At 45.3% G+C, this 14,005-nt stretch carries 15 protein-coding genes; 10 read left to right on the top strand and 5 right to left on the bottom strand.

The annotated features are described in order from the left end of the window. The first annotated feature begins 50 nt into the window (after nucleotides 1-50). The 3 genes from brnQ (at nucleotide 51) to EV213_RS20690 (ending at nucleotide 2,679) form a co-directional block, all read left to right on the top strand. A complete protein-coding gene (gene brnQ, locus EV213_RS08495) occupies nucleotides 51-1,388 on the top strand; it encodes a branched-chain amino acid transport system II carrier protein (RefSeq protein ID WP_133580081.1) in 1,338 nt (445 codons plus the stop codon). Nucleotides 1,389-1,583: 195 nt separating this feature from the next. After that, nucleotides 1,584-2,426 (top strand): alpha/beta hydrolase, encoded by an 843-nt coding sequence (locus EV213_RS08490; protein ID WP_133580080.1) that lies wholly within the window; start codon nucleotides 1,584-1,586, stop codon nucleotides 2,424-2,426. A gap of 85 nt (nucleotides 2,427-2,511) precedes the next feature. Beyond that, complete coding sequence (locus EV213_RS20690; protein WP_166639221.1) at nucleotides 2,512-2,679, top strand: hypothetical protein; 168 nt, start codon at nucleotides 2,512-2,514, stop codon at nucleotides 2,677-2,679. Nucleotides 2,680-2,759: 80 nt separating this feature from the next. On the opposite strand, the gene corA is transcribed toward EV213_RS20690, so the two are convergent. From corA to EV213_RS08465, 5 genes are all read right to left on the bottom strand, one after another. Continuing rightward, nucleotides 2,760-3,716: a magnesium/cobalt transporter CorA gene (corA, locus tag EV213_RS08485; RefSeq protein ID WP_424923035.1), complete on the bottom strand. Its 957-nt coding sequence runs from the start codon at nucleotides 3,714-3,716 to the stop codon at nucleotides 2,760-2,762. Between the two features lie 178 nt (nucleotides 3,717-3,894). After that, nucleotides 3,895-4,035 carry a lmo0937 family membrane protein gene (locus EV213_RS08480; RefSeq protein ID WP_133580079.1) on the bottom strand — a complete coding sequence of 47 codons (141 nt, stop codon included), beginning with the start codon at nucleotides 4,033-4,035 and terminating at the stop codon, nucleotides 3,895-3,897. Between the two features lie 412 nt (nucleotides 4,036-4,447). After that, nucleotides 4,448-4,972 carry a GNAT family N-acetyltransferase gene (locus EV213_RS08475; protein ID WP_243740038.1) on the bottom strand — a complete coding sequence of 175 codons (525 nt, stop codon included), beginning with the start codon at nucleotides 4,970-4,972 and terminating at the stop codon, nucleotides 4,448-4,450. 68 nt (nucleotides 4,973-5,040) lie between these two features. Continuing rightward, the gene (locus EV213_RS08470; protein WP_133580077.1) at nucleotides 5,041-5,958 is read right to left on the bottom strand and encodes a family 43 glycosylhydrolase; all 918 of its coding nucleotides are present in this window, start codon (nucleotides 5,956-5,958) and stop codon (nucleotides 5,041-5,043) included. Between the two features lie 132 nt (nucleotides 5,959-6,090). Continuing rightward, nucleotides 6,091-7,890, bottom strand: coding sequence for a hypothetical protein (locus EV213_RS08465; protein ID WP_133580076.1), 1,800 nt, complete (start codon nucleotides 7,888-7,890; stop codon nucleotides 6,091-6,093). Nucleotides 7,891-8,174: 284 nt separating this feature from the next. Between EV213_RS08465 and EV213_RS08460 the strand changes: the two genes are divergently transcribed. From EV213_RS08460 to EV213_RS08430, 7 genes are all read left to right on the top strand, one after another. After that, nucleotides 8,175-9,065, top strand: coding sequence for a VOC family protein (locus tag EV213_RS08460; RefSeq protein ID WP_133580075.1), 891 nt, complete (start codon nucleotides 8,175-8,177; stop codon nucleotides 9,063-9,065). Beyond that, nucleotides 9,065-9,451 carry a DoxX family protein gene (locus EV213_RS08455; RefSeq protein WP_133580074.1) on the top strand — a complete coding sequence of 129 codons (387 nt, stop codon included), beginning with the start codon at nucleotides 9,065-9,067 and terminating at the stop codon, nucleotides 9,449-9,451. Before EV213_RS08460 ends, EV213_RS08455 begins: the two co-directional genes overlap by 1 nt. 247 nt (nucleotides 9,452-9,698) lie before the next feature. Continuing rightward, nucleotides 9,699-10,646, top strand: coding sequence for an ABC transporter ATP-binding protein (locus EV213_RS08450; protein ID WP_133580073.1), 948 nt, complete (start codon nucleotides 9,699-9,701; stop codon nucleotides 10,644-10,646). Then, nucleotides 10,646-11,371, top strand: coding sequence for an ABC transporter (locus EV213_RS08445; RefSeq protein WP_133580072.1), 726 nt, complete (start codon nucleotides 10,646-10,648; stop codon nucleotides 11,369-11,371). Before EV213_RS08450 ends, EV213_RS08445 begins: the two co-directional genes overlap by 1 nt. Continuing rightward, a complete protein-coding gene (locus tag EV213_RS08440; RefSeq protein WP_133580071.1) occupies nucleotides 11,368-12,054 on the top strand; it encodes an ABC transporter permease in 687 nt (228 codons plus the stop codon). Before EV213_RS08445 ends, EV213_RS08440 begins: the two co-directional genes overlap by 4 nt. Before the next feature lie 81 nt (nucleotides 12,055-12,135). Next, nucleotides 12,136-13,239, top strand: coding sequence for a sensor histidine kinase (locus EV213_RS08435; protein ID WP_133580070.1), 1,104 nt, complete (start codon nucleotides 12,136-12,138; stop codon nucleotides 13,237-13,239). After that, the gene (locus EV213_RS08430) at nucleotides 13,236-13,841 is read left to right on the top strand and encodes a response regulator transcription factor (RefSeq protein WP_133580069.1); all 606 of its coding nucleotides are present in this window, start codon (nucleotides 13,236-13,238) and stop codon (nucleotides 13,839-13,841) included. Before EV213_RS08435 ends, EV213_RS08430 begins: the two co-directional genes overlap by 4 nt. Nucleotides 13,842-14,005: the final 164 nt, after the last annotated feature.

The raw sequence follows: 14,005 nt of genomic DNA, 5'->3' as shown, positions 1-14,005 counted from the left end.
GCTGATATATGCATGTTCATTGATCATTGGCTATAGTGGAGGTATTTCTGTTGAAAGAGCAAAAAGTAACGTTTTCGTTTATTCTTACGTTAGGCTTCATGTTGTTTGCTCTATTTTTCGGAGCAGGCAACCTTATTTTCCCTGCCATGCTCGGGCAGCTGTCTGGAGATCATGTGTGGTGGGCGAATGGTGGATTTCTCGTCACCGGTGTCGGCCTCCCCTTATTAGGCGTATTAGCGTTTGGCATGTCAGGAAAAACGAGCGCACTGGAACTTACACAACGCGTTCATCCCGTTTTCGGTCTTATTTTCACAACGGTGTTGTACTTATCTATTGGTCCATTATTTGCGATGCCACGAACCGGAAGCACCTCTTACGAAATTGCGGTCACGCCGTTTCTATCTGACGGTAGCCACCCTTGGGTGCTGTTTATGTTTACCATCTTATACTTCGGCGTTACTTGCTTCTTAGCCTTAAAGCCTGCGAAGATTGTAGATATTGTTGGAAAATACTTGACACCATTTTTGCTCGTCTTTCTTGGTGTGCTCATTGTGACTGTATTTGTTCAACCACTGGGAAGCTTTCAAGAACCCTCTGAACAATATGCTGTACATCCCTTTTCAGAAGGGTTCCAACAAGGCTATTTGACAATGGATATCTTAGCATCGCTAGTGTTTGGTATTATCGTCATTCAAGCCATTCAAGCCAAGGGAGTCACATCTAGAAAAAAATTGCTAGGCGCAGCAGCAAGCGCAGCCATTATTGCGGCCGTATTTCTAGCGATCATTTACACGTCGATTTCCTATACAGGCGCTACAAGCGTATCAACTCTTGGGCTCCTTGATAATGGTGGCACTGTACTTGCACTCGTTGCAAACAGCTACTATGGAGCTGCTGGCAACATTTTGCTCGGATTAATTGTCACCCTGGCCTGCCTCACAACGAGCATTGGACTCACAACGGCTTGTGCGGCATATTTCAGTAAACTAATGCCCAATGTGTCGTATTCCGTTATTGCAATTATTCTTTCGGTGTTTAGTGCAGTCTTTGCCAATATCGGACTTTCGGAATTAATCTCGATTTCTGTGCCAGTCTTGTCCACAATATATCCTTTGGCGATTGTCATCATACTGCTGACCTTTTTGCATCGATTGTTTGGAGGACGGGCAGCTGTCTATCAAATGAGCCTCCTGCTCACGTTGGTAATTAGTTTATTTGATGGCTTAAAAGCAGCTGGCATCGAGATTCCGGTGGTTACGAATGTATTCAAACAAATTCTTCCTCTTTACGCTCAGGGACTTGGGTGGCTTGTTCCAGCCCTTGTAGGAGCAGTCCTTGGCTATCTATGCTCTTATCTGTTTGGCAAGGGGAAAAAGTACGCAACTTGAGAAACGCTCGCTCTTTTCATAGCATCGCTTTGGTTGTACTCATGCGCTCATCTACCAAGGTTTTACGTCTTGAAAGTAACATTTTTCATTTTTGCCTAAGCAAGCAGTTTCGTTTTTGAAGAGGGGCCTTCGGGTCTCTTTTTTGTATTCACGCACTTTGATACACTAAAGACACCAACAGAAGGAAGGGATAAAATGAAAACGCAAACATTTAATTTAGATCCGAACAATGACGCTATTACTCTTACCTCCTATATCCTAGATGAAGTCAAAGAGGTGACCGCGACTCATTCAAGACCTGCCGTTATCATTTGTCCGGGTGGCGCATACCAGCGAACGTCCGACCGTGAGGGGGAACCGGTTGCCCTACGGTTTGCAGCAGCCGGTTTCCACGCCTTTGTCCTTCGTTATCACACACATTCAACAGGTGGGTCTCTCCATCCTCAGCCACTGCTGGATGTTGCTGGCGCCTTAAAATTGGTGAGAGAACACGCAAATGAATGGCATCTTGACCCTGAGCGCATTGCCGTCTGTGGCTTTTCAGCAGGCGGTCACTTGGCTGCCTCGATTGGCGTGCACTGGAATGATGATTTGTTGCAAGAACATTATCAAATGGAACCTTCCTTCTTCAAACCAAATGCGCTCATTCTTGCATACCCTGTGATTGATCTTCGTTTAATGGGGCCTCATCTTCAACGCATTGCAGATCCGGATTGCTGCCTCGCATTGCTTGGAACCGCAGATCCTACAGAAGATGAGGTACAAACGCAAAACACTGCTCACTTTGTTTCCGCGGTGACACCGCCAACCTTTTTATGGCATACGGCAGAGGATACTCGTGTCTTTGCTGAGAATTCATTACGATTTGCATCCGAATTAGCAAAGCATGCTGTGCCTTATGAGTTACATGTGTTTGAAAATGGTCCTCATGGCTTATCGTTAGCAAATGACCAGACGTCAAGTCATACGCATCAGATCAATCCATCCATTCAGCCGTGGTTTGACCTCGCCATGACGTGGTTAAAAAAACATCTCTAAAAAATGCACAGTTGCCGTCTATTTCTCCAGACTTAAGCATAGGCTTTATGGACTGAGCGTATGCCTAACCGTGAGGAGGAAAAGCATGCCGGCGCTATTGGTCACGATTGCTTGGATCGTCGTTTGCGCGTATGCCATTTACCGTGTCGTCACTTTAGCGAATACCGCGGTGAAGCCTTGGTTTCCCATCCTGTTTTATATTGCTGTATTCATCATTAGCTTATCGTATTTATGGCCGTTGTTAGACACATGATGCCCACGAAAAAACGAAGCGCGCAAAAGACAGCGCACTCCGTTTTTTTATTGATGATCCACAATTCTGCACAATAAATGCTATTTAAATATGTCAAACCATCCTTTGCGTTTAAAATGCCAGAGCATAATAATTGTAATCAGAGCCATGACGATCAGTGCAACAAAATACCCATATGACGTTTGAAGCTCTGGCATATAAGCGAAATTCATGCCATAGACACCGGCAATAAAGGTCAATGGGATAAAAATCGTCGACACAATGGTCAGTGTCATCATAATTTGATTCATACGGTTAGAATTAATCGTTTGGTAGCTATCACGCATGTCAGATGTCATTTCACGTGATGATTCAACAAGCTCAGTTAATTTTAAAAGGTGATCGTGAATGTCGCGGAAATAGGCTTTGTGCGCTTGTATATGGGATAAGGACTCAAGGTTCAGCATGCGATACAACAGGTCTCTCATTGGCAAAACCGTCCGCCGAATATGTAACAGTTGACTGCGAATATTAAATACTTCATCTATAAGCGAACCATATGATTTCGAATTAACGTTGTCCTCAATATGATCAAGTCGATCTTCCATGCGATAAAGAATGGGGAAATACTCATCCACAAGCTGGTCGACCACGCGATAAAACAATATGGCGGCCCCATCCCCTTTAAGGCTTCCCCCTTGGACTTGAGTCCAAAGTTTATTTATACCAGGAGACTCATTCATATGAACGGTGACTAGAAAATTCTTTCCTACAAAGCAATCCACCTCTTCCGCCTCGAGCGTTTTTTTATTTAACGCATGAAGGACGAAAAAATTGTGCGACGCATAAGAATCAATCTTTGGCCGCTGCAGATCATTGAAGCAATCCTCAATCGCAAGTGAATGAAATTTAAAAACACCTGCCATCAGTGAAGCTTCATCTACATCTGGCGCTTCCATATCAACCCAATACCACTTCATGTCAGGCATCATTAAACGTTGCACGTCTACATCATTTAACATGACCCCTTTTTTGGTCATCCCCATTGATCTAATCACAGTCAACCTCCCTCTTAGTTTGTCTATTTGCTTCTCTCACGCTTTATAAGGTTCTGTAACCAGATGGGACATAATGTCCTCTTACGCCAACATCTCATTGAAGACGAGCGAATTTTATCTGTCCCATGAAACAAAAAGCTCGCCATTGCTGGCGAGCAGCTCTCACTATAGAATGTTGCTAACGTTTTCGTCCAATGACCAATCGATAGACGATAACAATTGCTGCAATAATGAGCAATATATGGATGAACCCGCCAGCTATTTTGAAAATAAAGCCTAGGAGCCAAAGCAATAATAATATCACAATCAGAGTCCACATGCGTTATCCGCCTCCTCTCTTGTTTACTATTTACCCAGATGTGTTCTAAAAAAAACGACCATATGTATAGCATTTGACGGTTGTGATGTTTTATACATAAATCTAAATTTCGTTTAATCGGGTAAACTCAACTTTCGCACCTGACATTTGGCAGACACGCTTAGATGTAAATGGGTAAACCTGAAATACATTGTCGGGGTTGCTTTTAATACATGCTGCCATACGCTCGCTTTCACACTAAAGGGTACAAGTGCAGCATCGATTCGAAAGTACCTCATCGTGTATTCTTTTAATGAAAGTTGTCGTGAAAATTTTACGACAAACGTAACATTTGACTATCTTCGGCACGACACAAGTCAAAAGGCTGCCTTAAAGTCAATTTCAACTTCTCAGACAGCCCACTTTGTTTTAATTATAGATCAATCCAAAAGCGATGAACGATGATTCCTTCCTCCGTCTGTTCATCAGTGCTTCGTCGACCGCCATTTTTCAAGATCGTCTTCTCAGATGTCACGTTATCAACGTCACATGTAATTAACACTTTTTCTAACTCCAACGATTTAGCTTCCTTTAGCGACAGTGCTAGCATTGTCTTCGCATACCCTTTGCCTCTAGCAGTCGGACGCAAGCCAAAACCGATATGGCCACCGACTCGTTCCAAATAAGGCGTCAGTTGATGACGGATATTGACTGCACCGAGAACCTCATTGTTTTCTTCATTGACGAGCCAGAAGGTTGAATTCGGCACGATTCCTTCCTCTAAGCCAATGCCCTGAGCATTATCATTAAGCCGTTGCACGTAGCCAGCAAAATCGGCAGGAAGGTCTTTGGCAACGGATGGGATGATTGCACGACCACTGTCTTGCCAATCTTGGTAAAAGGCCTTATAGTCCTGCTCATAAGCTACATTTGGTGTAATTAGTTGAAGCTTCGCCAAAATAAACGCCCCCTTACACAGAGTTTTCCTCATTGTAGCCTTGTTTTCTCTCGAGAAACAAGTGTCTTTTATGTTAATACTCGAATATTTGTTTGGCGTGGGCATGTTAGCTTCCCATGAGTCAGCACGAGTTCTGCAGCTAAAATAGAGGACCTTCTCGTTTCATATGTATTTTGCGAGAGACCTCTCCTCCAGCTTGGATGTGTAAAATAATAAATGATAGCGCGACCCTCGTGTACGAGCACGTCTGCATGCAATCCCGGTCCTTGATCATCCTCCAGCACCCCATTTTCTGTTAGGATGGTCGTCTGTTTCTCCCATGCCTCCCCATCTTCAGACTTGTACATCACTTGACCTGCCCAAGAGTCGACAATGAGCCAGTAGGACTCCTTCCAGACAAACACATTCGCTCCTTCATGAGGGAACTCCGTAATGACCGGACCTACAACTTTCCAACTGTACAGATCCGTACTGTCCGCAGCATACGTATGTGAATGATTGACCTCATCTTTATACCACATACGAAAACGTCCATCGGGAAGTGTAGCGATCGCCGCATCGATCACTTTCTCAGAACTAAGCTCAAGTGTTGATTGATACGTCCAGTCCCAGAGATTGGCGCTCGTGTAATGGAGGATTTGACGCAAGTGCCCCGCCCATTCATCTGGAACTCCTTGTATGTAGCTAACATACATATGATAAATGCCTTCGTGGCGGATAATTTCCGGTGCCCAGAACGTATTGCGACCGGGCTCTACAGCCAACCCTTGAAGCACGCCTCGATACGTCCAGTGAACGCCATCCTTTGATGATGCCGCTCCTAAATCCGTTCCGTGCACCCAAGAAACCCCCGCTCCCGGCGCATCTGCACGACGATTGGTGTATACCATCCACCATTGTTTCTCTTGCTCGTTGAAAATAATTGTTGGATCTGCCGCACCGTCATGAACAGGATCACGAAAAAACGCTGTACGTTCTTCACTCATTATCTTCCCAGCCTTTCTATTTTTAATTTTTTAATGTTTCTTACAAAAGTGTATCGTACTGCATGCAGAAGCTCAATGATCTACAGATTAAAAAAAGCAGCCAAATGTCTCAGCTGCTTTGCTTTGCAATAATTATTCTGTTGGGTCTTCATTTTCTTGCGAAGGCGTCTCAGTTTCTGTTTCTCCCTCAGTTTCACTCCCGTTTTCAGGATCAATGGTGAATTCGTCGACTGTGCCGAATTCACTTTCCACCGTCACGTTCGTTAATTCGGTCACACTAAGAATATTGTCCGCTGTGTCGATCGCCTTCACACGAACAACATCTCCTTCTTGAATAAACACCGCTTCTGGCACCTTACTAACATCAATTTCAATCACTCTTGTTTCGCCTTGGACGAGCATTTGAATGAGCGTTGAGCTGAATGTAGAGCTTATGCGGTACACTTCTCCTTCAACGGTTTCCTCCTCTAGGACATCGCTCGGAAGGTAATCATCTTGACCTAGATCCTGGGCGAGCATCTGACGATAACGGTCAAACGCTTCCTTGCGAGAAGTGCCATGCGCCACTTTTCCTGTCTCAGCGTGTACAAGGGCAATTTCACGCATCAGTCCGTTGCCATCAACGACAGGGATGACCCATGTGTAGTTGTCGAAAACCGAGTAAAGGACCGGTTGCTGCCCTATCCATTGTTCTCGTTGGAAGGACTTGTTGACAACCTCCTCTGCTCCCTTTGCGTTTAAGAGACCTGCTGAACCTGTATAATACACAAACTCGCCGGTGCTCGTATTGACCATTGAAAACCCAACCATTGTATTTGAGTCTTGATTTGGTCTCATATGATCGATCATCCAGAACAATTCGCCATTTTCGCCTAGCACACCGATCATTTCCTCATCGCTTGTCGGTTCATGGACACCTTTTTTAGCAAAGATTGAATTCCAAAAGCCATTACGGTACTTGCCGTACCATTTGGCATAATCAAGTGCAAGCTTGTAATGCAAGGCGTTGTCCACAAATTCAGGCTGCTCTCCAAGTGCATACTGCTGCATTTCACCAGTGATGGCATCGACGAGTATAACGCCTTCTGCTTCTGGCGCGGAACGATAGTGTGAATAACTAGCATAAGAGTAGGCATAGAAAGGCTTGCCTTCATCGTTAGGCTCAAAGCTTTGGTCAATGAGAATAGCCTCAGGATATGCCTGACGCACATGGCGTTCGAGGTTTTCACCAAAAAAGGCACTTGGAACATACGTCATCTGATGATCATCGACAAGCTGAGCTTCCGCGTTCGGATCCTCTGCACTCACCATAATATAACCTGGTGAGCTATCTGCAGACCACCAACGCCAAAGATTGGCATATTCAATGGGAGACACCCAAAACAATTCGCCATCAATTTTTTGGACGGATGATTCACCAAGCTCGTAATACGAGTAGTTTTCGATGTTGCCGAACACAATTTCTGATTTGTATCGGGCATAGGAGTATGGTACAGACCGTACAGCCTCTTCTGTCACTGACGCAATTTGTTCATCGCTTTGTTTAATGCCGCCAAGCGCTGCAAGATCCTTAACATGCATCCATGGGTACACAAAATTCATGAATAAAAGCCCAAGCAACAGCACTGTTCCAACCAAGCCACTCCTTGTGCCCTTTCCTTTCCTCCGCTTACCTTCTTTTGTGTATGCTTCGCCAACTGACGTAAGCAGTAGATTGATCGCAATCACATACCCAAAGGTCGTGATAAACCCTGTCATCGTGCGGTCAATTAATAAGACGTAGACGAGGAAAAAACTAATGATAAGACCAATAACATACCGTGTGACCTGCATGACAAAAAATGATTTTTTCTTTACTTTCAGCGCATTTCTCCAAGTGACAACGTTTAAGTTTAAACATGTCAGGGCACCGAGCACTATCCACGCGAACATAGGCGTCCTCCTTTATCATTCTTCATTGTTATGATCGTTTTCTATATTCTCTATACGTACGAGGCATTCATTATGTTTCACAATGTTCAATTGTTCTTTATGGTCAATTATAGTGATCCCCTTATAATTTTCCTGTTCATCTTGTGCAAACTCGTTCATCCTTCAAGGCAATGGCTACCCATTAGTATCATCAAAGGTACTATACCACTTTAAAGTACCTACTTCCCATTCCAATGCAGATCAGCAATACTTAAGTAAAGGAATTCTAAAAATGAGGTGATGGTATGACTGCTTTACTTGACCCATCCATTCGTTTGGAAAATGTCGTGTTAACCGTTCGCCATTTGGTGACATCGATAGATTTTTATGAAAACGTCGTTGGGCTTCGTATTGCCGAGCAAACCGCCAACGAGGCGTCCTTTACCGCTGACGGAAAGACGGTCCTTCTGAAAATAAAAGAGGTTCCTGATGCAAAAGTTGCGCCTCAACGATCTGCCATTGGCTTGTATCATTTCGCCCTTCTTGTGCCGTCGCGAAAGGCGCTTGCCGTTGTCCTTCGTCGCCTTATTGAGAAACAGATTCGCCTCGGTCAAGCCGACCATTTGGTCAGTGAGGCATTGTATTTTTCAGATCCTGATGGCCATGGCATTGAGGTTTATTGTGACCGACCACGAGACACATGGACCTACGACACAGAAGGTCTGGTTCAGATGGACAATCGTGCGATTGATCTTCAGGCGTTGCTTGAGGAAGCTGATGGTGTTCCCTGGGAAGGTGTACCGAAAGCAACAGTTCTAGGTCATATTCATCTTCATGTCAATGATTTGGTTGCTGCAAAGAGACTATACGTCGACGGTCTTGGCTTTCAGCTCATGTCGGATTGGCAGCATGCTGGTGCTCAATTCGTGGCCACTGGAGGGTATCACCACCATGTCGCCTACAATCTTTGGGCAGGCACAGCACCTTTGCCAAAAAACAGTGTCGGATTGTTATCTTATTCCATTGTCTTTCCGACCGAGAAGAGCCGCAAGCAAACGCTCGCTCGTTTAACAGCTGCCAACATTCCTGTCCAGACTGAAAATGATGGCTCACTATCAATCCAAGACCCAGCTGGCGTGTCCGTCATTCTCGACGTGCCCCTATCAATGAACAGACAGAATGGAGAAAAAGTATAATGAAAACAAATGGTCGTATTGGTTTATTAATTGTTAGACTTGTCCTTGGATTAGTCTTTGTTGTACATGGCTACGAGAAAATTGTAGCACTTTCGACAACAGCGAGCTGGTTCGATTCAATAGGCATTCCTGGCTTTATCGCCTATCTTGTAGCGGCCATTGAATTTGGTGGTGGTATTCTTATGATTGTTGGTTTTCTGACGCGTATCGTCGGGGGGCTTTTTGCCTTAGTGATGGTTGGTGCGATGGCAACTGTCAAACTGCCGGGGGCCTTTGTCGGAGGATTTGAGCTCGATCTTATCCTACTCGCTGTTTCTCTCATGTTCGCACTTTCAGGGAGTTCATTTGTAGCAGTAGATTCAATGATGGCGAAGAAAAAGGAATAAATAGACGAGCAAGAAGCAGACCAAAAACACTTGGTCTGCTTTTTTTCTTGTTAAATTCAATATAATTGCGGCTCTTTAACCATTAAACGTTTAATGAATTAAATCACATTATAACGCCTTTATCTTATAACGAAACAGCTGAAAATGCCTTTGGATGCACACATTCATTACAATTGTCACTACCCTTTTTTCTTTGGAACGATGATAATTCATGTAACAAATGTGCTTTTATCCGGAGGCGAAGTGAATGACAGTTGTTCAAATGAGAAATATTGTGAAGCGTTACAAATCCCATGTAGCGCTCGATCATATCGACTTGGATATTGCAGAAGGTGAAATTGTAGGGCTCCTCGGACCGAACGGGGCCGGAAAAACGACGTTAATCCATACGTTGTGTGGGCTCCAGCCGTTTGACTCGGGAACGATTCAATGCTTTGGTCGAGACCTGAAAACCAATCTTTTGGACATCAAAAAGCAGATAGGACTTGTGACACAAGACATCACCATTTTTGAAGATTTAACGGCGTCTGAGAACCTTGCCTTTTTTGGTGGCATCTATGGTCTTAAAGGAGCTGAGCTTCAAAAGCAGATTCAAGAAACGCTTGAATTTGTCGGTTTGCAGGATCAGGCACGTCGGTTGCCAACAAAATTTTCAGGTGGCATGCGGAGACGGCTTAATATCGCAGCAGCGCTCACCCATCGACCAAAGCTTTTAATCATGGATGAGCCAACTGTTGGCATTGACCCGCAGTCACGAAGTTACATTTTAAATTCGATTCGAGAGCTGAAGCAGCAAGGAACAACGGTGCTCTATACAACGCATTACATGGAAGAGGTGCAGGCGATTGCCTCGCGTGTTGTGATCATTGACCAAGGACATGTGATTGCAGAAGGCACCGTAAATGAACTGATTGAAAAAATTCAGCATGAAGAGAAAATAAAAATCGAGGTCGGTGACCCGACAGAGGAGCTTCTCGACCAACTTAAGCAATTAAATGACGTGAAGCATGTCAGCTTAGAGGGACATGTGATTCATTTAATTTCACAAGCCGGATCAGGGCATTTAGATCGTGTGCTTTCACTAGCAAAAAATGCGGGCGGCGTACGATCGGTGAGCTCAGATAAACCCACTCTCGAGGATGTCTTTCTCACGCTTACCGGGCGGCACCTGCGCGATGAGAAGGAGGACGAATAATGGGTTCCCTTCTTTTGCTAACGTTTAAGAGAATGCTGCGAGATTATATCGGGGTAAGTCTGCTCGTTGTGCTTCCTATCGGTTTGATCTCGCTGATCGGATTAGTTGCTGGCTACATGGCAATCCCAGAAGGCATTCCTGTGATGGATTGGCTATCAATCAGCTTTGTTCTATCGTTTCAGCTTTTTGGTGGTGCCTACACGATGAGTTATTTAAAGGAAGACATGTTCTCTCCACGGAGATGGCGTATTATGTCATTGCCTCTGCGAATCGATCTCTACAGCTTTATTATTGTGACCGCCAGTACATGTTACAGTATGGTGCAAGGCCTTAGTATTGTACTCTTTACCCACTTGGTTTACGGCGTTCATTGGGGAAACATCTTATGGCTCCTCGTTGTTTTGTTTCTTATCTCCCTTCTATCCCAGATCGTTTGCCTCATTTGCCTGCTAACAGTGAAGAGCTTTAAGCTTGCAGAACGGTTATCCGAGGTATATGGGATCGGTTCTATGGTTTTTGCAGGGTTGATTTTCGGGCTCCCAAACAATGGGTTCTTTACATTTATGAATACTTACGGAAACCCTGTGTCTGTTGCCCGGCATGCCATTCTTGAAATGCTCGATGGTGTTGCTTCACAAGCAGCGTTGTTTGCTGTTCTTCTTCTCGCCGCCTCACTTCTTCTCTTCCCAGTGACTGCTTGGCTAGGAAAAAGGAGGCTCGCATGACGATCTTTGTTTTTGCATTAAAGCGTTGCTTTCGTAGTCCTGCAACCATCATTCTTCTCGTCGCAGTGCCCATACTGTTTGTGTTTTTCCCACAAACAGTAGAGACACCTGTACCAATGAGCTTTACATTTTTTGGCGTTGCGCTGTTCTTTTGTGCGTCGCGTTTGGTGCATTTCATTATGGATGATCGCGTGTCTAAACGAATGACGCGTATTGCCGTAGCACCAATTTCCCACTTTTATTATCTGTGGCAAACCTTATTGGCTTACTCTCTCGTTCTATTCGGTCAGTCGATGATCTTTTTGCTGGGCAGATTATTCATCCATGGTGGCAGTATAGCCACCTCATTTCAGCTCATTATGGCCTACCTCTTTTTTTCGCTTAGCGCAATGGGGTTTTGTCTTGCCTGGTGTGCGTTATTCCGTAGCAAGCAGGCTGCGGGAACGATGATTGTTGGAGTCATTATGATGATGTCGATGCTTGGGGGCTTATTTTGGCCAGTAGAGATCATGCCAGAGTTTCTTCAACGAATCGCGCTGCTTTTGCCTCCTTATTGGCTAGCTGAAAGCCTGTTCCTTATCATCATAAGAGCAGATGGGCTCCAGCTTGTTTTTCCATGGCTGATGCTGCTGTTGTTTTCTGTTGTGTTTCTGCTTGGCGGCAGCAAACGTAGTCTCACTTGAGGATTGACCAGTTGAGTCGCATCCGCTATCGTACAAGTAACAACATGTCTTCAAAAATGCGACAAAACAGGAGGCCGTGCCATGAAGCATCTGGATTTCATGACCCCTGCCACCAGCGCACTCCTTTTCCGTGGGACTGGTGTTCTATTATTAAGCATGCACTGGCTACTGAGTGCCCAAAATGAAACCGGCATGGTCTTCATCCTATTTCTGACGGTCATGGGGTTGCTACGTTGGCATTTTTCCTTCCCTGTATGGACCATCGCCTTAGATGTTATCGTCGTGATTACTGCGTCAATGTTCTGGCCGGACGCTTGGTACGGCATAGCCATTCCCGTGTTTGAAGGTCTGCGGTTGGGGACACTTTACTCCTTATTGCTTGTGCCTATGGCCATGATCATGATGAACCAGATGTCTACCTCACTTCTTTCTGTCTTGTTCCTATCTATTCTTTATGGCGCAGGACTTTTTTGCTGGGAACGTCAGTTGGAGAAAGCAAGAAAGGAAGCCGACCGTGAGCGCCGGGAACGCTACGCCCTTGAGGCGCTGCAAACCGATCTCTTGTCGGCCAATGTAATGGTGTCACGAATGGCCGAGCTAAAGGAACGGCAACGCATTTCACAATCTCTTCATGACCATGTTGGCCACGAGCTAACGGCAGCCGACTTAGCCTTCCAAGCCTTTGAACACTTATGGCAGCACGGCGATGCGCAGGCAGAATCATTGTTCCGACAAGCACGAGAAAGGCTGTCCAATAGTGTGCTCCAGCTTAGAGAAACGGTGCATAACACCGAGCCCATTCATGCCTTTGGTATCCAAAACCTTGAATCAATTTGCCATCGACTTCCTGGCAACCTTGCAACATTCCATGCGTTTGGCGACAGTGGCGCGATTGAAGCCTTTCAATGGCACATTCTTGAGCAATGCCTGAAGGAAGGACTGACCAATGTAATAAAACACGCCGAAGCAACCAATGTCGTGGTCACTCTCGATATCAGTCCTCATATTGTCCGTCTAAGCATTCAGGACGATGGTGTTGGAAATAACCATGCATCAAGTGATGGCTCTGGACTCCGCAATTTACGCATGCGCGCAAAATTTGCTGGCGGCAGTTTGTCCACTAATACGACCAAGGGATTCCAGTTGATCTGTGTATTGCCTCTTAAAAAGGAAATGACGCAATGAAGCTCCTTATTGTAGATGACGATCCACTCGTTTGCCAAAGCTTAACGTTGCTTCTTGATCGCGAGCCAGACATTGATATTGTTGCCACGGCTCAAAATGGAGCTGAAGCCATTGACGCATGTCGGACGTCGTTGCCAGACACCATTCTAATGGACATTCGCATGCCGAACATGGGCGGTGTCGAAGCAACACGGGAGATCAAGCACCAGTGGCCCCAAGTACGCATAATGATGCTGACGACCTTTCAGGATGAACAAAATATTCGTTTGGCGTTGTTAGCGGGAGCAGATGGGTATTTACTGAAATCCACCGACACGACGAGTATGGCGAAACACCTGCGTGCGCTCTCAAGTGGGTCGTCCGTTTTGGACCACAGTGTGCTCCAGCAGCTGACTCAACCTCAAGTCGGGGAATTTGATGAACTCACTCCACGCGAAAAAGACATCGTCCAGCTTGTCGCCGAAGGCTTTTCAAACAAAGAGATTGCCCAGCACTTGTATATCAGCGAGGGCACTGTTCGAAATACCTTATCGGTTATCCTTGAAAAGCTTATGCTCAGGGATCGAACGCAGCTCGCCATTTTTTATTGGCGTCAGAGGTGAGTGGCACGGAGGGAGTTCGGGCACTTTTCGTTGGTTTTCGGACACTTCGATCTCTTTTTCGGGCGCTTTCCTGCCTTTTTCGAGCACTTACACCACATTCGAGCACTCACCACCGTTTTTCGGACACTTCCCCATCATTTTCGGGCACTCCACAGCCGTTAACC

Origin of the sequence: Aureibacillus halotolerans (assembly GCF_004363045.1) — a bacterium.
GTDB classification, from domain to species: Bacteria; Bacillota; Bacilli; order Bacillales; family DSM-28697; genus Aureibacillus; species Aureibacillus halotolerans.
The sequence above is the reverse complement of the archived record's forward strand: the minus strand, read 5'-3'. Positions and strand labels throughout refer to the sequence as shown.

Excerpts from the sequence above, each read along its gene's own strand:
- EV213_RS08490 (WP_133580080.1), top strand. The coding sequence starts at position 1,584 with ATGAAAACGCAAACATTTAATTTAGATCCGAACAATGACGCTATTACT.
- EV213_RS20690 (WP_166639221.1), top strand. The coding sequence starts at position 2,512 with ATGCCGGCGCTATTGGTCACGATTGCTTGGATCGTCGTTTGCGCGTAT.
- EV213_RS08480 (WP_133580079.1), bottom strand. The coding sequence starts at position 4,035 with ATGTGGACTCTGATTGTGATATTATTATTGCTTTGGCTCCTAGGCTTT.
- EV213_RS08470 (WP_133580077.1), bottom strand. The coding sequence starts at position 5,958 with ATGAGTGAAGAACGTACAGCGTTTTTTCGTGATCCTGTTCATGACGGT.
- EV213_RS08465 (WP_133580076.1), bottom strand. The coding sequence starts at position 7,890 with ATGTTCGCGTGGATAGTGCTCGGTGCCCTGACATGTTTAAACTTAAAC.
- EV213_RS08460 (WP_133580075.1), top strand. The coding sequence starts at position 8,175 with ATGACTGCTTTACTTGACCCATCCATTCGTTTGGAAAATGTCGTGTTA.
- EV213_RS08455 (WP_133580074.1), top strand. The coding sequence starts at position 9,065 with ATGAAAACAAATGGTCGTATTGGTTTATTAATTGTTAGACTTGTCCTT.
- EV213_RS08450 (WP_133580073.1), top strand. The coding sequence starts at position 9,699 with ATGACAGTTGTTCAAATGAGAAATATTGTGAAGCGTTACAAATCCCAT.
- EV213_RS08445 (WP_133580072.1), top strand. The coding sequence starts at position 10,646 with ATGGGTTCCCTTCTTTTGCTAACGTTTAAGAGAATGCTGCGAGATTAT.
- EV213_RS08440 (WP_133580071.1), top strand. The coding sequence starts at position 11,368 with ATGACGATCTTTGTTTTTGCATTAAAGCGTTGCTTTCGTAGTCCTGCA.
- EV213_RS08435 (WP_133580070.1), top strand. The coding sequence starts at position 12,136 with ATGAAGCATCTGGATTTCATGACCCCTGCCACCAGCGCACTCCTTTTC.
- EV213_RS08430 (WP_133580069.1), top strand. The coding sequence starts at position 13,236 with ATGAAGCTCCTTATTGTAGATGACGATCCACTCGTTTGCCAAAGCTTA.